We start from the raw sequence: 22,329 nt of genomic DNA on the forward strand, positions 1-22,329 counted from the left end.
TTTTTATAGTATTGAGGGATTTAGAATGAAACTTTTAGGCCTAATGAAACTTTCTTCACGTTGGTATATGACCATCCGCGTGTACTTGATTCTTCCGGGTCAATGTCTTCAAGACCACAGAATGTCAGTAAGTTTTCACCAGCTACATAGACTTTGATTCTGCTAACGCCAATTCTGTTCAGCCAACTCTTAGGCAGATTGTAGCCTAATGACACATTCTTCAAACGTACATAAGACGCGTCTTCCAACCAGAAAGAAGAAGTTACGAAGTTAGTTTGTGAATCTTTTGTGATACGAGGATAGCTGGCATTATGATTTTCCGGAGTCCATCGATCTAAGTGTTTTTTCAGCACTTTACCACCATTATAGAATGCGTATGAAGATTCGGCTTCACAGTATTTATCGACATCGAATGCACCTTGGAACAGAGCAGAGAAGTCGAAGTCTTTCCAATACAGGTTAATGCTTAAACCACCTGTCCAGCTCGGGAAGTTTTGACCGATCACTGTACGGTCATTCGCAGCATCAATTTTACCATCACCATTCAAATCAGCATATTTGATATCACCCAATTTTTCTGTTCCTGTACGTTTCGGTTCGTTGGCCAGTTCCTCTTCAGTATTGAAATAACCGATTGCTTTGTAACCATAGAATGAACCGATGGGATAACCTTCTAAACGCCATAATTTATTGTTGTCAGGATCTTCTCCTTCAGTACCCTCAAGGTTTGTGATACGGTTTTTTACATAAGCCAGATTTAAATTTACAGCATAGCTGAAATCTTTATTGATACGGTTATTGTGGAAAATGTTCAAATCGAAACCTGTATTTTCTACACTACCTGCATTCTGAACCGGTGCTGACATACCTAAAATACCCTGTACCGGAAGTTTCAATAGCATGTCATCTGTTTTTTTCTTGTATACAGACAGTTCAAATCCAAGTTTATTATCTAAGAATCCTGCGTCTAATCCAACTTCGTAATTAGTAACTGTGGCCCACTGAAGTGCACTGTTTACATATCTCGCTTCATAGGCGGTTGTGTTCAATGTATTACCAAACATATAAGAACCATAAGCATAAGTCGCTACTGCAGGGTAGATATCGCTCAATTCTTCGTTACCGGTACGACCCCAACCTAAACGTAACTTCAAGTTACTCATCCAGTTCAGATTGTCTTTAATAAAGTTTTCCTCTGAGATTCTCCATCCGGCAGAGAATGCAGGGAATACACCCCAACGATTATCTTTCGGGAAACGTGAAGAAGCATCTGCACGCAGATTCGCTTCAAATAAATATTTGTCAGCGTAATCGTATTGGATACGGCCAAAGTATGAACGACGGGCTAACTCCGTGCCACCGTCAGAATTGGTTTGAGATGATTTATCCAGTGTATTCAATGACTCTGTTAGTTCATCGCTACCACCACCCTTACGTGTGGCTTCTGTATATTTATAAAGTTGCTCCCACTGCTCAAAGCCAAACAATGCACCGATAGTATGTTGCTTGAACGTTTTGTTATAGTTCACCAACAACTGAGATGTATATTCGTTCCAGATATAATATTTATCGTATCCTTCTCTCAAACCAGAATCAGAAATATTTGATCCGGTACCATATGAATAATGTTTCTTGAAGTAATCGATGTTACGAATATCATTACGTACAGAGAATAATCCCTTAACGCTCAATTCCGGTAAGATGTGTACGGTTGCATGTAGGATAGCATTCAACTGCTGGTCCATCTGACGATAAAAACCGGTTCTTCCTAATTCTGCTACCGGATTGGCTTTTCCGCTATAATTAAATGTACCATCTTCATTGTAAACCGGTAGTGTCGGGCTGTTACGGGTCACTTCACTCATCAGTGTAGCAAATCCGACAGCTCCATCCTCACGTGTTCCTCTATATCCGGATACATTCAGTCCGGCAGAAAACCATTTGCTGATTTCTGATTCAACGTTGATACGACCGGTGAAACGATTATAATCATTTTCGTTTGTTAAACCACCTTGATAGAGATAACCAACCGATGCACTGTAATTTGTTTTTTCAGAACCACCATTGATTGAGAAATTGTGTTGTTGTTCAAATGCAAAATTTTTAAATGTCTCTTTATACCAGTCTGTATTGGGGTGTCCGATTGGATCAGTTCCATTCCGGAAAAGCTCGATATCTTCATCGCTATACGGAAGGGCGGCATTGGGATTTTCATTTTTTACAGCTTCATTGTACAGCATAGCATAGTCTGCCGAACCAAGGAAGTTTAGTTTTGTTGTAGGAGTTGCCCATGCTACACTACCCGAATAGGATACTTTGGCATCTTGTCCTTTCTTACCTTTTTTAGTTGTAATCAAGATTACACCGTTGGCAGCCTGTACACCGTAGATTGCGGCAGAAGCAGCATCTTTCAATACTGTCAAACTTTCGATATCCTGTGGGTCAATGGTATTCATACTACCCGGTACACCGTCTACGATGACTAACGGATTGGCCGCATTCACCGAGTTTTTACCACGTACGGTAATTGTTCCGGTTTGTAATCCCGGAGCACCGGAAGATTGGATAGCTGTTACACCCGGCATTGTTCCAGCCATTGCTGCAGAAACACTTGATACAGAACGAGATTCCAGTGCTTCAGCATTAATGGATGATACTGCACCTGTTAAATTTGCTTTTTTCTGTACGCCGTAACCTACTACAACTACCTCGTCAAGGGTCTTTGTATCTTCTTTCATGGTAACATTGTAAGAAGTAACACCTGGTTTCAACGATACTGTTTCAGGCATATAACCGATATAGGTAATTTGTAATTCGTTGCCGCCTACTGTCAGACTGAATTGTCCGTTAATATCTGTTATAGTACCATTAGAGGTAGTACCTTTTTCTACTACTGATGCTCCAATGATGGCTTCACCCATTGCATCTTTTACAACTCCCGAAACTTTTCTCTGCTTTTGTTGCTGAGTTGTCTGTACGTCTTTTGTCGCTTCTTTCGTCGCAGATACTACGATCTGATTATCCACGATCTTATAAGTGTATCCCGAATTCTTGAATACTTCGTTCAGTACAGTTTCGATCGGAGCATCCGACACGTTGATGGATACTTTCTTGTTCAGCTTTACCTGATTGTCATTGTAGAAGAAAGTATACTCGCTTTGTTTTTCAAGTTCACGCAGTACACTCTCGATGGATACGTTTGTCTTCGTCATTGAAATCTTTAGTACTTGAGCGAAGGCACTCACAGGTACCATAGCTATCAGGCTAACTGCCAAAGCAAAAGCCAGATGCTTTTTCATTCTTTGCGGACTAAACCACCGCATGTTGCATTTTCTCATAAATACGATTAATTATTAGATTGTAATTTTGATTGATAAAGTGAGCACAGGACACTTCTAAAGCATCGCTGCACCAGGTTAACGTCATTTACGGTTTCTCTCTCATCCTTTTCTTTATTAATTTAGGTTTAAAATTTGATGTTTGGTATAAGTTCTAAACGAACTTGGGCAGAAGAGATGTAAAACCAGTTATTACCTGAATGGTTATAAATGAGGAAATTGCAGTTCTGAATATCAATTGGGACATAAAAAAGCCCGCTCATGTATTACCATGAACGGGCTTTAACCCTCAATAAATAATGTGTGTTAAATTAATATCCCGGATTCTGATCGTTTTTCAACAATGGATTCAAGTCAATTGCACCTTGAGGTATAGGCATAAGCATCAAACGCTCATCCCAAACTTTGTTGATTACAACATATCCGTTTGGAGCATAAGAAGGACCATTCATAGCCTTGCTGCAATAGTCGTTTCCATAGCGGCGTATATCATCAAAACGATGGCCTTCTGCCGCTAATTCAATACGCCGTTCATTACGTACAAAAGCCAGAGCTTCTTCTTTAGAAGGCATGGAAGTCGGTACATCCGGCATACCACAACGATCGCGCAGGTCATTCAATGCTTTCTGTACTTCTGTATCCCATCCGGAGTTCTGGATACGTGCTTCTGCGTATGTCAGCAATACTTCAGCATAGCGAATCACCGGATAATCTTCTTCAGCAGTCCAAGTATCATAAGGATCGAGAGTGACCATTTTACGATAAAAATATCCCGTCCATGATTCATTACCATCTTTATTTATCAGATCCGGATCCCAACGGAAATAGAATGTGCCTTTAACAGTTTCATGCCATCCTTTGAAAGGGAACATCATAGATACATATAAACGACTGTCACGATTGCGGAATTCTTTCATATAGTCGTATTTCATAATATCCGTTTGCGGAACTTTTTCAATGAATTGAGATTGGCTCATATCTTTAAAGTCTTTCCATATTTCGGCATAACGTTCTTTACGCTGTTCCATAGTGATGTCATTACGCATTGTTTTACCATCCACATCCCAGTATGCGTCAATTAAGTCCTGCATCGGTTCATAAGAACAGTATCCGTCGTATTGAGAGAATGATTTGGGTATGAAATATGTATATCTTGTCCAATCATAGTTGTTTGCATCAGCCATGTACTCACGTGTTACAATATACTCCGGATTGGCGGGAGATGCGTTACCTTTGTGCCACAATGATTCATAACTGAACATACCTTTCACGAATTTATCTTTATCGATACCTTTGGCTGCATAATCAATATAAGCATCCATTTCGTTGGCTTCTTTTTGTTGCGCTGTGGTGAGTGACGACACACGGAACAGAGAATGATGTCCTTCAGAAATGATTTTTCCGGCAGATGACTCTGCTTCGGCGTAATTTCCAAAATACAAGGCGGCACGTGCACGAAGGGCCAGAGCACCGGCACGAGTGATACGTCCTGTTTCATACATGTAGCTACCGTTATAACTATCAGGAAGGATTTCCGCTATTTCTGCCAATTCGTCAAGAATGAACTTCCGGACAGTTTCCACTTCGTCACGTTTAACATTCGGTGCGTCATAAGCTAAAACGTCCGTAATTACCGGAACTTTTCCGAATTTCGTGGTCAAATCAAGATAACTTAAAGCGCGGAAAAAACGTGCTTCTGCCTTCATGCGTGTTTTTAGTTCATCACTGACTGCACATTTATCTACATTAGCAATAAAGTTATTCACTACACGAACGGTACCAAAATAGTAGCTTCCATATCCATTGGCTGTACTTATACCGTTTTGTTGTACCATTTCGAAGTTTCCTTCCCAAGGTTTGTGGCTATGTGCATTATCTGTACACAATTCATCCCAAATGTCTACACCATCCAATGTAGAATAGCAGGTATTTAAAGCATACCATGCATCTTTTTCCGTTTGCCAAAAGTTTTCTGCTGCAATGTCAGCAGGTGGAACCACATCTAAATCGCAGGCTGTTAACGCTCCTGTGAGACATAATCCCAATGCAATTTTTCTTATATTGTTTTTCATTGTGAATTCTATTTTTTAATGAATGATTTTAGAATGATATGTTTACACCAAATGCTACCGATTTGGTTCCCAGCGTATAAATCACACCACCGGCTGTTTCCGGATCAAAGTCTTCCATCTTTTTATCAGCACGTACTGTGAACAGGTTTTCTCCTGTTACATATACCTTCAATGACTGCAATCCCCAGCTCTTCACTGTGGCAGATGGTACCGTATATCCCAATGACAAAGTCTTGAAACGGAAATAGTCCGAGTCAAACAAATGATAATCACTGAAATTACGATTATAAGTTGTGTGTACACTACTTGCCGAGTAGAGACGAGGATAAGCAGCATATGGATTTGGATTCTCTTCTGTCCATCTCTTCAGATGGTATTTTCTTGGGTTATCCTGACCATGGTAGAATGGGTGAACACCATATACGTCAAATGCTACCTTAGTTCCACTGATTCCTTGTCCAAACATACTGAATTCAAAACCTTTATATTGTAGGCTTAAGTTTACACCATATGTAAAGTCGGGCACATCTTTACCAAGAATAGTACGATCTTCGTCTGTGATCTCCTGTTTGTACTCGATGTCACGTTGAGGAACAAATTTAACATCACCTGCATTAGGTACTACTCCACTTAATGTGTAGTAATGCCCGGCATCAATATCAGCTTGAGTATACAGTCCGTCTGTTTTAAATCCATAGAAAGAACCGATTGATTCCCCTTTTTTCAGGATATACTTCACGATATAACTGCTGGTCTGAATAATATTGTCCGAACCGCCTAAGTTGGTAATTTTATTTTTATTGGTAGCAATGTTAGCTCCGATGCTGTAGTTAACAGCTCCAATCTTGTTACGGTGATTCAAAGCTAATTCGAAACCTGTGTTTTTCACTTTACCAATGTTTTGTGAAGGTGCAGCTGTGATACCGGTTTCTGTAGGTACGTTATATCCCAACAAAATATCACTTGTGTTTTTGATATAGTAATCAGCTGTTACACCCAGAAGTCCATTGAAAATGTCGAAGTCCAAACCAATATCAGTTAAAGCAACTTTTTCCCAACCGAGCGTTTCATTAGCAGGTTTGGATTCACCGATACCGATTACGGGCGAATCACTGAAATTATAATGGTTTCCACTACTGTAATTCTGAAAATAATCATAATTTCCTACATTGTTTATATTACCAAGAGTACCATAAGAAGCTCTGATTTTCAGATTATTGATCCACTCGATGTCTTTCATGAAGCCTTCTTCATTCATTCTCCATCCGGCCGAGAATGAAGGAAAATATCCCCAACGGTGATCTTTGTGGAAACGTGAAGATGCATCTGCACGCATGTTTACTTCCAATAAATACCGATCCATCAAAGTATAGTTAACACGAGCAAAATAAGACAACATCTTATATTCCGATGAACCTGCACCATTGGTATAGCCTGCTCCCGAAGTAGAGCCGGCTTCCATATCTGTTAATGCGTCAGATGGGAACTCTTCACGTGATCCTGCCAGTCTTTCATATTTATAATGCTCGTAAGATGTACCTACCAATGCTCCTACTGAATGTTTATCATTCGACCAGTCATATCTGGCTGTCGCCGTATAAAGCATTGTATTTGTACTCTGCCAGTCCATACTCATTTTATTTTTGGTTACTCCGGTTCCAACTATTTCTTCTCCGGAAAAGTAGTTTATGGCATTAGGTTGTAAGGCGGTGTAACTTTTGCTCTTATATTCATATCCTTTGAATACACCTTGTCCGCTAATAATAAGCCCTTTTACCGGTTTGATATCAAAACCGAGATCGTACATGGTATTTTCACTTTTTGATTTACTCCAATCCGATTTGCTCAATGCACGGAGTGGATTGTTTGTGATGAAGCTACTTGTTGCCGATTGACCTCCGTTCACAGTTCCCCAATCACCATTTGACTGTTTTGCAACGAATGTAACCGGTACCATTGAGAAACTGGCCAATGAAGGTGCGCCACAATCACGGTCGGAATCATTGCGGATATATTTTACTCCTGCCTTTACAGTCAGCCACTTGGTGATATCTGAACTCAGATTGGTATTCAAGTTGTAACGTTGGCTATCTTGTCCGGGGATCATGTTGTCTTTATACACATAGCCCAAACCGATAAAGTAACGTATCTTATCTGTTCCACCACTGAAATCCAAGGAATGCTGAGTGGTCAGTACATTTTTGTCTAATATCAGATCATTCCAATCTGTGTTTGGATATAAGTCTGGTTTAGAACCATCTCTGAAATAGCCAATTTCTTCCTCGGTATACCCTTGGTATTTTCCACCTTTTGGATTGGAATTGTAGAGAGCCTCATTGTACAACTCTGCATATTGGGTAGAATTGACGTACTCCGGTTTGTAAGTAGGGTTACTCAAACCTACGTAACCACTGTACGAAACGTTCATTTTATCATTTTTTCCCTGTTTGGTAGTTACCAATACTACACCATAGGCCGCACGTGAACCGTAAATGGCCGATGAAGCAGCATCTTTCAGGAAAGAAATAGATTCGATACTATTTGGATCAAGGTTAGAAAAGAATGTGGCATCCGCAATTGCACCATCGATTACGTAGAGAGGTGACGAAGTTCCTAAGTTACCACGTCCACGGAAGTTAATACTTGGTGTTTGTCCGGGACGTGAAATAACGGTTACTCCAGGTACTGTACCTTGCACAGCCGACAACACGTTCGTCTGTACGCGGTCTTTGATTTCATCAGTACTAACCGAAGCTACCGAACCGGTTAAGTTTACTTTCTTTTGTGTACCATAACCTACCACTACCACTTCGTCCAGAGTCTTGGTATCTTCCTTCATTGTGATACTATAGTTGGTTACTCCCGGATGAATTTTTACGGTCTGTGGCATATAACCAATATAGGTTATTTGCAATTCATTACCTGATACTGTTAACTTGAAACCTCCTTCCATATCAGTAATTGTACCATTACTTGCCGATCCTTTTTCTACAACAGAAGCACCAATAATCGGTTCTCCGGCAGTATCTTTCACTTGTCCCGTGATACGTACACTTTTCTGTTGTTGGAGAGAGGATGTTTTAGAAGTTTCTATCTTTGCTGCCGAAACAACAATCTGATTATCTACTATTTTATAAGTATAACCGGAGTTATTAAAAATCTGATCCAATACTTTCTCAATAGGTGCATCCGTAACATCTACAGAAACTTTCTTACTGAGTTTTACCTGATTGTCATTGTAAAAGAAAGTATACCCACTTTTTTGCTCTAATTCCCGTATCACATTTTGAATAGAGACATTAGTCCTCTTCATGGATATTTTAAGAATTTGGGCATAGGTAGTGACAGGCACCATACAAACCAGACAGATTGCCAAAACAAACGCCAGTTGTTTTTTGACTTTTTGCGGGTTAAACCACCGCAGATTGCATTTTTTCATAAATACGATTAATTATTAGATTGTAATTTTGATTGATAAAGAGGGTACATGATTCTTTTTGTACCAACGTACCTCGGCTAACTAAGTTGTCATTTTTCTTTGTGCATTTCTTTCTTTTTATTTAGGTTTAAAATGATGAATTATCCAAGTTCCGTATGAACTTGGTATAAGGGCAATTTCAAAAAGACAACTAATAATAATCGTATTACATATAGAAAGAGGCTTATCTATTTAGTTATAGATAAGCCTCACATTTTTATTAAAAATCTATTGAAGTACGTTTCGTCAAACGCTTCTAATTACTGGTAGGATTCTGTGTTAAGGTTCCGGGATAAGAATTAATAGCACTTTGTGGAATAAAATAAATAACTCGATAGTCTGTAGCAGGAATTTCAAGCATGGCATCATGTACTCCGGGATATTTGCGAGTTAATGTTTCACAATTGCGAAATACATCATAACTACGTTCTGCTTGATAGGCCAGCTCTAATTGTCTCTCTTTTTCTATTCGCGCCTTAGCGTTGGAAGCATTTAAGTCATTATAACCTCCGCCGGGTAAAGAGCGTTCACGAATGATATTCAGATCTGCTTGTGCATGAGGATAATCACCTTTTTTGGCATATGCTTCTGCACGATTCAAGTAAACCTCGCCTAAACGAGAGATGACAGGAGAATGTAATTGAGATTCAGCTTCTCCGCTTGCAGTTCCTTCATTCGAACATTTGAGAATATAGAATTTGGGTTGCCCGCTTGAGAGTTCTATTTCATAATCAATAACACCGTGATAGATTTGACCGTCTGAATAGCTGATTGAATATTTTTCTTCACTACTGTTTATTAATGACAATGTGTAATTAGTTTCCCCCTCTTTACAAGTTACAGTGTCACCTCTTTTAGAAACGGGCAATTGTACATATGTATATCCTGTATGTATGTTGTTTTTGTTGTATACATTCTTTATGAAACGGAATACTTCAACATATTTACCATCACTATCCGTGATGTAGCTTGGTGAAATGAAATTTGCTCGTGCATCTACAATCTTTTTCTTGTCAGGACGCCAATCGTTACGTCCCTGTTCATTTAATAAATCCATGTATTTGGCACTCGCATACATTTCTCCCCAGCCTTGCTGTCCAGCATAAGAATACATTCCACCAATAGAATTCCAATAATCCGGCTTTTCTGATGCCATGATTTTTACTACAAAAATAGATTCTTTATTATTTTCCGGCATGAATGTATTATATCGCATAAAATTTTCACGGGAGAGCAACTCATATTTCAGTCCACCTTCATCAGTGGTGCTTTCAATGACTTTAGTTGCATAATCAATGGCCAACTGGGCATTTTCACTATTGGGTGCTTCATAAGTTCCACTCATAAATAAATAAATACGAGACAACATGGCCCATGCCGCTTCTTTAGATGCATATGCAGGACCTTCTCGTTTGGTTTCTCCATTTTCCATCAATCGGGCCGCCGCTTTCAGGTCATCAATAGCTTGTTCATAAGTATCTTGAACAGTCGAACGATCAGGAAGATTAAGATTATTCACATCGTCTGGCGTACCGTTTACAATAGGGACTCCCATATGTCCTTCCGGCTTGTCCCAATAAGGACGTCCGAAAGCACGTCCAAGATAAAAATACATCATACCACGGATATAGTAGCATTCACCCAGTTGATAATCAATGGTTTTGCTTTGTCCTTCATCAATCATTTTAATAATATTCGAAGCTTGTGCAATAGCTTTGTATCCGGAGTCCCAAAAGCTTTGTAGACGATAATTATCAGCATCGCGGGAATAAGAAATAAAATCGAAAAAGGCATCCGTTGATGATTTATCTTTCGCCATATTATCACCCGCATATTCCCCTAAACGATGCATAGGATCCGACCAACTTTTTAATTGTGCATAGCATCCATTTACAAGTGACTCTAATGAAGAGGTAGGATCCTGAGTTATTTGTTCGGCTGACATTGAACCATAAGGAAGTCTGTCTATGTCACAAGCGGTTAAAGTGGCAACCGCACATAGTAGAGTTATTATTTTTTTCATATAATCGTTACTTTTAGAATGTTAAATTAAGCCCAAACATAAATTTACGTACAGTTGGATAAACCGAAGGTAATGCAGTACCTATTACAGAACCATCACTGGCCGGAATTTCCGGATCTACGCCTGAGTAATTTGTAACACAGAACAGGTTCTCTCCAGTGAAGAAAATTCTCATATTATTAATATAATATTGAGGCAATTTTAGGTTGTAACCGATTGATAATGATCTCAATTTAAGATAGTCATTTTTTTCAAGATAGCGCGAGGAAGAACTGTTCGACTTACTCGTATTACTATAAGAAGCCACTGGATGTGTAGCTATATCTCCCGGTTTTTCCCAACGATTCCATCCCTTTTGAAGTTTCATTTGATTTCGATCGTTATATGCTCCGTCTGAATCATATTCCTGGCGAGAATAATTATAGATTTGCCCTCCTACAGAGTAGCCAAATACTGCATTCAGATCAATATCTTTCCAGCGGAGTACCGTACTAAATCCTCCAAAGATGTCTGGAGATGAACTTCCACATTTCACTTGATCAGCCTCAGAATAATTACTTGTTTTCTGACGTGATAAAGTTCCATCTTCATTTTCTACGGTTTTATACCACTGAGGTGCCCCATTTTCCGGGTTTACACCTGCCCATTCTTTCAGATAATAAGTATCACATGGATAACCTGGCTGTAATACTCTTTTGGCTGTACCTGCAATCGATGTTCCATCTGAAATAATAATTGGCTTTTCTACAAATTGTCCCTCAGCGTTCTTTGTCTTATAGAGTTTCTTTAATTTGTTCTTATTATGTCCCAAGTTAATTTCTATATTCCAATCCCAGTCTTTCGTACGGATAATATCACCGCCAATGGACAATTCAAATCCTTGATTTTGCATTTCACCAATATTCTTCCACATACTTGTCACTCCTACTAATCCGGAAATGGGTACTGCATATAGAATATTACTTGTGTACTTATTATACCAGTCAAAACTTGCTCTCAACCGATTATCAAAAAAAGCTACGTCAACTCCGATGCCTGTAGTATAAGTCTTTTCCCAAGTAAGGTCTTTATTGCCCAATTGTGATATCAAGGCTCCGGATTCTTCGTTATATTTAGAAGATACTGAATAGAGATCGTATTGGGGATAAAGTGAACTTGGTCGGTTACCCACCGAGCCATAAGATATACGTAATTTCAATACATCAACCCAAGAGGCATGAAACCATTTCTCACGATTAATGTTCCATCCGGCACTGATAGAAAAGAAATTTCCATATTTTGCATTATCTCCGAAATTAGAGGCTCCATCGCGACGGAACGATAGTTGTGCCAGATATTTATTATCAAAAGCATAGTTTGCATTAAATAAAAGAGACTGTACCGCCCACTCACTAATACTACCACCAACTTTCTCCGGTTTAGCTACCACGTCCAATACTTCGAAACCGGGAATAAATCCTATTCCATACATATCTGTTGCTTTAGCCCAATAATCGTTGAATTCATAAGCAGCCAACGCATTTATTGAATGTTTACCAAACATTTTGTTAAAACGTATGATATGGTTAGAATAACGACGTACAGTGGTAGTTTGATATTCACGCATACGCCCATCTACTCCCTCTCCACTACTTGAGCGCGGATCTGTATATTCACTGTAATTATAGCCTATGTATTTATAGTTATTGACGGATGAAAAACTCAGCCAGTCAGTAATTCTAATATCAAAATCTAAATTACCCATAAATTCATAATTGGTAGAGTTCGATTTATTCCACTGCAGATCGTATAGATAATTGCTATTAGAACTGTTCACCCATCCTGTATATCTATTGGGAACCAAATTCCCTTCTTCATCAAAAGGACTATCCCATGGCAGTCTTTGGAACATGGAAGTTACATCATACTGTTTATCTTCAATATCCCGTCGCGATCCTGCCAGTGCAGGTTTTATACTCAACCATTCAAAGGGGTTATAGGTTGTTTTTAACCGGAAGTTATATCGTGTGTAATCATAGCCTTTCACTGCTCCTTCTTCATCATAGACACCGATGGAAAGGAAAGATCTGATTTTCTCATTACCTCCGGATAAAGAAACATTGTAATCTTGGGTAACTCCTGTTTGGGCAGCCAAATCAAACCAATCGAAATTACAATTTCGCAGTTCATCATTATAACGTGAAAAAGTAATCGCTTCCTGATTTGAGAATGATTTATAGTAATCATATAGCTCCGCTCCATCCATCATTTCCATATTTCCTCTCCCTAACTTACTGATACCAACTTTTGCAGAGACATTTACTGTCATCTTTTCTGCTTTACCATTTTTGGTTGTTACCAGAATAACGCCGTTGGCTCCTTGTGAACCATAAATAGCAGTAGAAGCAGCATCTTTTAGGATAGTCATTGTTTCTATATCACTTGGATTCAAAGCACCGGCATTTGAACCAACAATCACTCCATCAATAACCCATAATGGAGCAGTGGTCCCACTTAAAGTTGCTTGTCCACGAATCACGACAGCTCCTCCTGACCCGGGTTGTCCCGACCCTGGAGCTACATATACTCCCGGAACCTTTCCGTTTAACATATTTTCTACTGAAGGGGTAGTAATATCTTTTAGTTTATCGCTCTTAACTGTTTGTAGCGCACCAGTCAAGCTCTCTTTCTTTTGTGTGCTATACCCAACTACCACTACTTCATCTAATGTTTTGGTATCTTCCTTCATTATTACATTATAAGAGCTTACCCCCGGTTTGAGATTAATGGTTTGAGGAATATATCCAATGTAACTAACCTGGAGTTCATTGCCTGTTACTATAAGAGAAAATTCGCCATTCACGTTAGTGATAGTCCCGTTTGAAGAAGATCCTTTTTCTATTATAGATGCTCCTATTATAGGATCTCCTGCAATATCTTTTACTACACCGGTCACTTTTTGTTGTTTTTGCTGTTGAACCGTTTGTTGCGCAGTTGTGGTGGGGATTGTATATATAACAATTTGATTCTCTACTATTCTATAAGAGTACCCGGAATTTTCAAATATCTGATTTAGAACAACTTCTATCGGAGCATCTTCTACATTTATAGAAACTTTTTTATCTAACTTCACTTGATTATCATTATAGAAAAAAGTATATTCACTTCCTTTTTCTAACTCTTGTAATACCGATTGGATAGAAGTGTTACTCTTTTTTATTGAGAATTTGAGTACTTGTGCAAATGTGCTGATAGGTATTGCACAAACTAAACTAATAGCAACAGCAATTGCTATTTGCTTTTTTACTTTTTGTGGATTAAACCACTTTTGATTGCATTTTTTCATAAATACCATAATTATTAGATTGTAATTTAAATTTAACAAATAATAGGCGTTGCCCTTTAAGAATCCCGTGCTTGATTAACATGTTTCACTGTTTTTTCCATTTTTCTTATTTGAATCTTTTTAGGGTGTAAAATCGTGTTCTACTTAAGTTCTTCGAGAACTATTGCATTTTTATCCTTTATTTATTTTTATTATTGGGTCCTGTTTACATTTTGATTATTTCATGCTTTTTTATCATTTTGTATTTTCTATCTCATCTGTATTGCTGGTTTTAGCACCCGAACCAAAGATCTGAGGAAAAAAACAGCTGTGTTGCTGTTAAAGAAAGTTGTATTTAATAGGATAAAGCCTCCAATTTTGTGTATTTGCTCGATAAAACAAACGATATAGCTCTTTAATGATATGTATTAAGTGAATTAACGATGATTTATGATAGTAGAAATGTAAACGGGAAAAATTAGTAAATAGCTTCTTAAAGCAGATTTTTGAACTCTAACTTTTTAAGATGTTAACTTCGTACAAATAAAGAATTAAGGTTTTGTCAACAGGATATTAACTTCGTACAGATAGAGAATTAATTTCCTATATTCAGGAAACGAATAAGATCCTGCAATAAAATGTATTTTTACTTAAAAGATAATTCTATATTGCATAATAATGGTATTTTTATTCAAGAAGAAATTATTATAGCATCTTTTTAAAGAAAGTCTGAGTTAGCTAAATATAAAGATCCTCTCCCTTATGTCAACCTAAAATGAATTTTACTATCTTTTTTATATTTCTATAATCATTATTATTTAAACACATCTTTTTATATTCAAATGCGCTCATTTGCTATAAATCCTCTATTTTTATTTTAAAATTTGTATTGTTTCTCCCTAAAAAATTGTATGTTTGCACATCACACCGATAGATTTATGACCGAGAAAGAGCTTATTGTATCATTAAAACTGGGGGACGAAGCTGCATTTACTGCTCTATACAGAATGTATTGGCCTAAAGTTCACAACTTTTCCCGTTTATACCTATCTTCTATGGCCGAAGTAGAAGAAGTGGTACAGGAGGTCTTCGTAAAATTGTGGGAGGCACGTATCTTCTTGAAAGAGAATGAAAGCTTCAAAGGATTTCTATTTATTATAACCCGCAATATAATTTTTAATCAATTTCGTAAAAGTTTCAATGAAAATGCGTATAAAACGACTATACTCAGTAGTGCAGAAGTTGAATATGATATTGAAGATGAAATGGATGCAGCCGATCTTCAGGCCTATATAAAGAAATTAATTTCTGAACTGACGCCTCGGCAACAAGAAGTATTTCACTTAAGCCGTGAAGAGCACCTTAGCTATAAAGAAATAGCTACTCGACTGTCTATCAGTGAGAAAACTGTAGAGCGACATATTAATGAAGCCTTAAAATTTTTACGTAAAAACATCTATTTATTTATCATATTTCTTTCTCTATAATAATAAGGTATAGAGAGCTTATTTCATGATTTCCCTTTTATTTTAAAGATTTTAAATTTTCTTTGGGGGATGTTATGGTGTTGCGTGTATTTATAAATAGATAGGTAATAAGAAGGTAATAAAGATGAAACAAGCGACAAAAGGAAATAAGAATATAATAAAGAAGCTGCTGACCGATGGCCTATCGCCGGAAGAGCGAGAAAAACTTAATAACTATAAATTTGTGAATCAGGCAATTTATAGTCAATGGGAACAGACTTCTGATATGTATACCGATGTCGATAAGGAAGAACGAATGCTAACAAACGTTATGCACCAAATAAAGAAAGGAAAAAGCGGACGTTTTAGGCAAAGCCTACATCGGTATAGCTGGGTAGCATCCATAGCATTATTGCTAATTTGCGGAACATTATCTTTAATGTTATTATCCAGAAAATCAGATCCAAAAGTTTGGTATGTTCTGAATTCAGGACGCCAATCCATGGATTCAGTGAGACTGGCAGATGGTACATTGGTGATGTTGAATGCTGGAAGTCGTTTGACATATCCTAAAGAGTTTTCCGGAGAAAAGCGGGAAGTAACTCTTTCAGGACAAGCTTTTTTTAATGTTCATCCGGATAAGGGACATCCTTTTGTTGTAAAAACCAAGAATATGGATGTTACAGCTTTAGGGACAGCATTTGAGGTTTTTAGTTTTGATGGTGACGAAAGTGTAGAAACAGTATTGCTCAATGGCAAAGTTAGGGTAGAACCTAAGGATAACAAAGAGCAAATTAAAGGAGAATACATTCTTCGTCCGAATGAAAAATTGACTTGCCAAGCAAACGGTGATGTGCGTATAGATCATGTAGATGCTAATTCATATTCTGCTTGGCGTATTGGAGGACGATTGAGTTTCAAGAACGAAACATTGGCCATGATTTTACCTCGTTTAGAGAAATGGTATGGTCAAAAGATCGATTGCTCACAGAAAGTGGCTGATCATTATCGCTTTACATTCACATTGCGAAATGAACCATTGGATCTGATTCTGAATATTATGTCGCATAGTGCGCCATTAAATTATAAATTAATAAGCAATGACTACTATGTTCTCGAAGAACTTAAGTAGAACACGATTTAAGAAATAAAAAAATAGTAATAAAAGCTAAGTTCATACGGAACTTGGAAAACAGGACAAAAGATAAGATTTATACCAAGTTCGTTTAGAACTTATACCAAACATCAAATTTTAAACCTAAATTAATAAAGAAAAGGATGAGAGAGAAACCGTAAATGACGTTAACCTGGTGCAGCGATGCTTTAGAAGTGTCCTGTGCTCACTTTATCAATCAAAATTACAATCTAATAATTAATCGTATTTATGAGAAAATGCAACATGCGGTGGTTTAGTCCGCAAAGAATGAAAAAGCATCTGGCTTTTGCTTTGGCAGTTAGCCTGATAGCTATGGTACCTGTGAGTGCCTTCGCTCAAGTACTAAAGATTTCAATGACGAAGACAAACGTATCCATCGAGAGTGTACTGCGTGAACTTGAAAAACAAAGCGAGTATACTTTCTTCTACAATGACAATCAGGTAAAGCTGAACAAGAAAGTATCCATCAATGTGTCGGATGCTCCGATCGAAACTGTACTGAACGAAGTATTCAAGAATTCGGGATACACTTATAAGATCGTGGATAATCAGATCGTAGTATCTACTGTGACTGCAGCTGCCAAGGATGTGCAGGCTGTTCAACAGCAGAAGCAGAGAAAAATTACCGGAGTCGTGAAAGATGCAATGGGTGAAGCCATCATCGGAGCATCTGTAGTAGAAAAAGGTACTACCTCTAATGGTACTATCACTAATATTGAAGGTGAATTTACCTTGAATACTGCCGGTAAGGAACTTCAGATTACTTATATCGGTTACGTACCTCAGACCATCGTACTTAAGCCGGGAGTTAACAATTACAATGTCATAATGAAGGAAGATACAAAAACTTTGGATGAAGTTGTAGTTGTTGGTTATGGTACTCAGAAAAAGGTCAACCTGACAGGTGCAGTATCTTCTGTTGGTACTGAAGAGTTAAAAAGTCGTGTAAATACAGACGTATTAGCATCAGTACAGGGACAGGTTCCGGGTGTTACGGTTATTGCCCGTCCGGATGGTTCTACAAGTATTAACTTCCGTGGTCGCGGTAACTTGGGAACTTCATCACCTCTGTATGTAATTGACGGTGCAATTGCTGATGCAAATTTCTTTTCAAGCCTTGACCCGAACTCTATTGAAAGCATTTCGTTCTTGAAAGATGCAGCATCTTCTGCAATTTACGGTTCGCGTGCTGCTTATGGTGTTGTATTGGTAAAAACAAAAGGTGGTAAAGAAGGTGATTTGAAGGTGACTTATGACGGATATGTAGGTTTTAAATCGGCTCTTTACACTCCTGACGTATTGAGTTCTGAATGGTATGCTCGTTTATCCAACGAAGCCGCATTAAATGATAATCCTAATGCAAAACTTCCTTATACAGACGAGGAAATAGCTAAATTCCGTGATGGTACAGACCCCGATTTGTATCCGAATACAAACTGGTATGATCTTGTATTGAAAGATAATGCTACAATAACAAAGCATACTGTAAGTATCAGTGGAGGTAATAAGGTGAAATATTATACATCTTTAGGATATTTGTATAATGACAAGTTCACTCCTGGAGCTACTACTGATCGTTATAATATGACTACTAATATCTCGGCTGATGTTAAGGAGTGGTTGGCATTCCGTGCAAATATCAACTATAACCAAACCTATAACGATAATTCAAAAGGTGGAGTCAGTTATGTAGAAATGTTGACTGTTCCTTCTACTTATGTGGCTCGTCAAAGTAATGGTGAATATGGTAGTTATGAAGCCGGTAAACCAGCTTCACAAGTAAGTATGCAACGTAATCCATTACGGCGTATTGAGTCAGGCGACTGGTCGAATAGCAGAACGCAAAATACTTTAATGGATTTTGCTTTAGATTTGAAGCCTGTAAAAGGTTTGACTGTTACGGGTGAAATGTCTTACCGTATTTGGGATTACAAAGCTAAAACATATACTGCAAGTCGTTCGAAGATTAAAGATTTCCTTACCGGTCAGGAACTGAACGGTACACAGGTTGCTGTTGAGAACTCTAAGATGGAATATGATTGGCAAGAGTCTACCCGCTTGATATACAATGGGCTGGCTAATTATACTTGGAGTAAAGACATTCATAACATCAATGCATTACTGGGTGTATCTTATGAACATTATCAGTTCCAGAAACAGAAATCTTCACGCAAGAATTTTCCGACTAACAATATGACGGATATGAACGGTGGTTCAAGTGCATCAAGTGATACGCATACAGAAGGTGGCAGCAATGAAAATAAATTGATGTCTTACTTCGGACGTGTGAATTATACATTGATGGACCGTTACTTGTTAGAGGTAAATATGCGTGCTGATGCTTCTTCACGTTTCCATAAAGACAATCGTTGGGGATACTTCCCTTCATTCTCAGCCGGATGGCGTGTAAGTGAGGAAGGATTTATGAAAGATATCGAATGGATTGATAATTTGAAGATCCGCGGGTCTTGGGGACAGTTAGGTAATATTAACAACGTAGGTGATTATGACTACTTCTCTTCTTATATCCAGGGTGATAACTATAACTTTAATGATATAGTAGGAAACGGTATCATTGAAGCTAAACCCGCTAATAAGAATTTAGGATGGGAAACCGTTACTATCACAGATATCGGCCTTGATTTTGATGTACTGAATGGTAAACTGCGTTTTACAGCGGACTGGTATAATAAAGTGACGGATGATATCCTGTTGGGTTATAGAGTTCCAATGGAAGTCGGTATTAAAAAAGATTACTGGCCTTCACAGAATATCGGTAGTGTAAGTAACAAAGGTCTGGAAATAGGTATTACACATAATAATACAATTGGTGAGTTTACTTACTCTGTAGGAGCAAACTTCACTCGTAATTGGAACAAAGTAACTAATTTGGGTGGGGTAGATGATTTGTATGATGGTAGCTCTACATGGATTGAAGCAGTAGGACAACCTATCGGAACATTTTATGGTTTCCGTACAAACGGTCTATTGACTCAAGAGGATATTGACAGTGGTAACTATATTACTGATGGTATTAAGCCTAATGCGGGTGATATTAAATATGTCGATTTGAATGATAATGGAAAGCTGGATGCCGGTGACAAAGACTTTATCGGTTGTGATGTTCCTAAATTCACATATGGTGTGAACTTGAATCTGCAATATAAAGGCTTTGAGTTGAGTATGTTTGGGCAGGGAGTTCAAGGTACTAAAGTGTATTTCTGGCAAGAACAGGCTTGGGCATTCTCTGACTATGCCAGCCCCCGTAAATGGCACTTACAGAGATGGACTACCGAGAATCCGAATCCGAATGCTGCTTATCCTAGAATTTATTCTCGTACCAGCTCACACTCTACTTTCAATAACCGCTTATCTGATTTCTGGTTATTTAATTCAGACTATTTCAGAATCAAGAATATTACTTTCGGTTATACATTCCCAAAAGCGATGTTAAGCAACATCAGTCTGGATGCATTGAAAGTATATGTAGCAGCTGAAAATCCGTTTACTATCCGTGGTGATCATCGCATGAAAGATTTTGATCCGGAATCTGCTACCGGTCGTGGTAGTATGGTTCGTGGAACGAGAACTATATCACTTGGTGTTAACGTTACATTCTAAAAAAGAAAGATTATTATGAGACAATTTGGTAAAACAATAAAATATTTAACGCTTTGCACTCTGATCGGTGCAACGGTTACAAGTTGCGATCTGGATGTAAATCCACCTTCTAACATTGCAGCTGAAACCTATTGGAAGACTTCAAAAGATGCCTGGTACAATTTGAATGCTGTATATGCCAATACAATATCTGGAGTCGGGGTATATGGTGAAACTTATACTACTGATGGCTATTGCCAATACTCTTGGGAGTCTGCAGGAGCTATTTTCCAGCAGGATGGATTTAGTGCATTGAATGATGAAGGATGGAATTTTGAAGCAATCCGCAAATGTAATGTGTACTTGAATGAAGTAGATAATTGCGACATGGATGCGGCACTTAAAACACGTACCAAAGCTGAAGTGCGTACGATGCGGGCATTACAGTACTTAGCTATGACTATGACGTTCGGAAAAGTACCTATCATTACAGATGTACCTGCTTATGATACTCCGAATGTGCCGCGTGATGAAGTGAGTAAAGTTCGTGAATTCATTCTTAAAGAACTGACAGAAGCTGCAGCAGATCTTCCTGAGTCTTACAGCGGAGGTGGTGAGTTTAATGAAAAAGGACGTATCACTAAATACGCTGCTTTATCTATTAAGGCTAGAGCTGCGCTCTATTTCGGACAATATGATGTGGCTGAAGCTGCAGCTAAGGATGTGATAGGTAGCGGTAAATATTCATTGTGGAGAATCACCAATCTTACAGATGCTCAGAAGAAGGAAGGTGAAGAGATGTCTATTTATGTAGATTTTGCAGATGAAGCTGCGAAAGAGAAGTTTGTGAAGGGCATGTTTAATTACGAATCTTTATGGTTCACTGAAAATGCTACAGTAGATAATCCTGAGTATATCTTGGCTCGCCAGTATGTTGATCCTGATCAGGAAGATTGGGTGCGTTATACAGCAATGCGTCCTAATCAGTTGGGAGGTTGGTCATCTGTAACTCCGACACAGAATCTGGTAGATGCTTATTGGAGTGCCGATGGTCATACTGTTCCTGCCGCTCCTTCTATTGAGGCACGTGCTGCGGCTTATGATAAGATAGTTGCCGATGTAAAAAAAGAAACAGCAGAAGAAGGTTCTACTCCTTTCCTGACATTTGTAGCTAAGAAGACTGCTGATGGAACATTGACAAAATATGACTATATGAAAGAGTATCGTAATCGCGATAGTCGTATGTATGCGTCTATTCTGTTTCCATTCAAAACATGGCATGAAACAAACTATGGTGCCGGATATGCTTATGAATGGATTAAGGGTGGTAACAATGAATCGAAGACCGGTTTTAACTATCGTAAGATGGTTGCATTAACTACAGACTCAAAAGATAATGCTAATGCTACGGGTGACTATCCGTGTATTCGTTATGCTGAGATTCTGTTGATTTATGCTGAAGCTCATACACAAACAACGGGTTATGATCAGAGTGTGCGTGATGCCTTGAATGATTTGCGTGATCGTTGCGGTATGCCGGATGTACCTGCTACATTAACTAAGGATGAAGCTCTTAACTTGATTCGTCGTGAACGTCGTGTAGAATTGGCGGGTGAAGGTTTCCGTGGAGACGATATGACTCGTTATGAAGATTCTTATTGGGAAAGTGAGATGAATAATGTGCCTATCTCTATGCCTGATGGTGAAACCGTGATAACTATGAAATGGAGTTCACGTATGCGTCTGAAACCGATCCCTCAGACTGCCATTACTCTTAATCCATTATTGGAAAATGATCAGAACCCGGGATATTAATTTAACACAGATATCTCTTAATTAAAGATTGAAAAAAAGGGATCGGTTTTAAAACCGGTCCCTTTTCTTGTTTTTAT

Annotated in this window: 9 protein-coding genes; 4 read left to right on the forward strand and 5 right to left on the reverse strand. The window is 38.3% G+C overall.

Going from position 1 to position 22,329, the window contains the following annotated elements; all coding sequences use genetic code 11:
- Positions 1-20: 20 nt before the first annotated feature.
- From DBK98_RS08735 to DBK98_RS08755, 5 genes are all read right to left on the reverse strand, one after another.
- Complete coding sequence (locus DBK98_RS08735) at positions 21-3,338, reverse strand: TonB-dependent receptor (RefSeq protein WP_033572561.1); 3,318 nt, start codon at positions 3,336-3,338, stop codon at positions 21-23.
- A 311-nt stretch (positions 3,339-3,649) separates the two neighbouring features.
- Entirely contained in the window at positions 3,650-5,410 is a 1,761-nt protein-coding gene (locus DBK98_RS08740) for a RagB/SusD family nutrient uptake outer membrane protein (protein WP_005775680.1), read from the reverse strand.
- A gap of 28 nt (positions 5,411-5,438) precedes the next feature.
- Complete coding sequence (locus DBK98_RS08745) at positions 5,439-8,849, reverse strand: TonB-dependent receptor (protein WP_005810131.1); 3,411 nt, start codon at positions 8,847-8,849, stop codon at positions 5,439-5,441.
- A gap of 295 nt (positions 8,850-9,144) precedes the next feature.
- On the reverse strand, positions 9,145-10,911 hold the full coding sequence (locus DBK98_RS08750) for a RagB/SusD family nutrient uptake outer membrane protein (protein ID WP_005810134.1): 1,767 nt from the start codon (positions 10,909-10,911) through the stop codon (positions 9,145-9,147).
- 13 nt (positions 10,912-10,924) lie between these two features.
- Entirely contained in the window at positions 10,925-14,236 is a 3,312-nt protein-coding gene (locus DBK98_RS08755; RefSeq protein WP_005810137.1) for a TonB-dependent receptor, read from the reverse strand.
- An 890-nt stretch (positions 14,237-15,126) separates the two neighbouring features.
- Here DBK98_RS08755 and DBK98_RS08760 point away from each other — a divergent pair.
- The 4 genes from DBK98_RS08760 (at position 15,127) to DBK98_RS08775 (ending at position 22,252) form a co-directional block, all read left to right on the forward strand.
- Positions 15,127-15,702, forward strand: coding sequence for an RNA polymerase sigma-70 factor (locus tag DBK98_RS08760; protein ID WP_005810129.1), 576 nt, complete (start codon positions 15,127-15,129; stop codon positions 15,700-15,702).
- Between the two features lie 124 nt (positions 15,703-15,826).
- Positions 15,827-16,813 carry a FecR family protein gene (locus DBK98_RS08765; RefSeq protein ID WP_005775675.1) on the forward strand — a complete coding sequence of 329 codons (987 nt, stop codon included), beginning with the start codon at positions 15,827-15,829 and terminating at the stop codon, positions 16,811-16,813.
- Between the two features lie 252 nt (positions 16,814-17,065).
- Positions 17,066-20,458: a TonB-dependent receptor gene (locus tag DBK98_RS08770; RefSeq protein WP_005810126.1), complete on the forward strand. Its 3,393-nt coding sequence runs from the start codon at positions 17,066-17,068 to the stop codon at positions 20,456-20,458.
- Between the two features lie 15 nt (positions 20,459-20,473).
- Positions 20,474-22,252, forward strand: a complete 1,779-nt coding sequence (locus DBK98_RS08775; protein WP_005775684.1) for a RagB/SusD family nutrient uptake outer membrane protein — start codon at positions 20,474-20,476, stop codon at positions 22,250-22,252.
- The last annotated feature ends 77 nt before the right edge of the window (positions 22,253-22,329 follow it).

Origin of the sequence: Bacteroides sp. PHL 2737 (assembly GCF_004115325.2) — a bacterium.
GTDB lineage: Bacteria > Bacteroidota > Bacteroidia > Bacteroidales > Bacteroidaceae > Bacteroides > Bacteroides hominis.

What these genes read in the sequence shown, in the direction of transcription:
- DBK98_RS08740 (WP_005775680.1), bottom strand. Translation starts at nt 5,410, where the DNA reads ATGAAAAACAATATAAGAAAAATTGCATTGGGATTATGTCTCACAGGA.
- DBK98_RS08745 (WP_005810131.1), bottom strand. Translation starts at nt 8,849, where the DNA reads ATGAAAAAATGCAATCTGCGGTGGTTTAACCCGCAAAAAGTCAAAAAA.
- DBK98_RS08750 (WP_005810134.1), bottom strand. Translation starts at nt 10,911, where the DNA reads ATGAAAAAAATAATAACTCTACTATGTGCGGTTGCCACTTTAACCGCT.
- DBK98_RS08765 (WP_005775675.1), top strand. Translation starts at nt 15,827, where the DNA reads ATGAAACAAGCGACAAAAGGAAATAAGAATATAATAAAGAAGCTGCTG.
- DBK98_RS08760 (WP_005810129.1), top strand. Translation starts at nt 15,127, where the DNA reads ATGTTTGCACATCACACCGATAGATTTATGACCGAGAAAGAGCTTATT.
- DBK98_RS08735 (WP_033572561.1), bottom strand. Translation starts at nt 3,338, where the DNA reads ATGAGAAAATGCAACATGCGGTGGTTTAGTCCGCAAAGAATGAAAAAG.
- DBK98_RS08770 (WP_005810126.1), top strand. Translation starts at nt 17,066, where the DNA reads ATGAGAAAATGCAACATGCGGTGGTTTAGTCCGCAAAGAATGAAAAAG.
- DBK98_RS08755 (WP_005810137.1), bottom strand. Translation starts at nt 14,236, where the DNA reads ATGAAAAAATGCAATCAAAAGTGGTTTAATCCACAAAAAGTAAAAAAG.
- DBK98_RS08775 (WP_005775684.1), top strand. Translation starts at nt 20,474, where the DNA reads ATGAGACAATTTGGTAAAACAATAAAATATTTAACGCTTTGCACTCTG.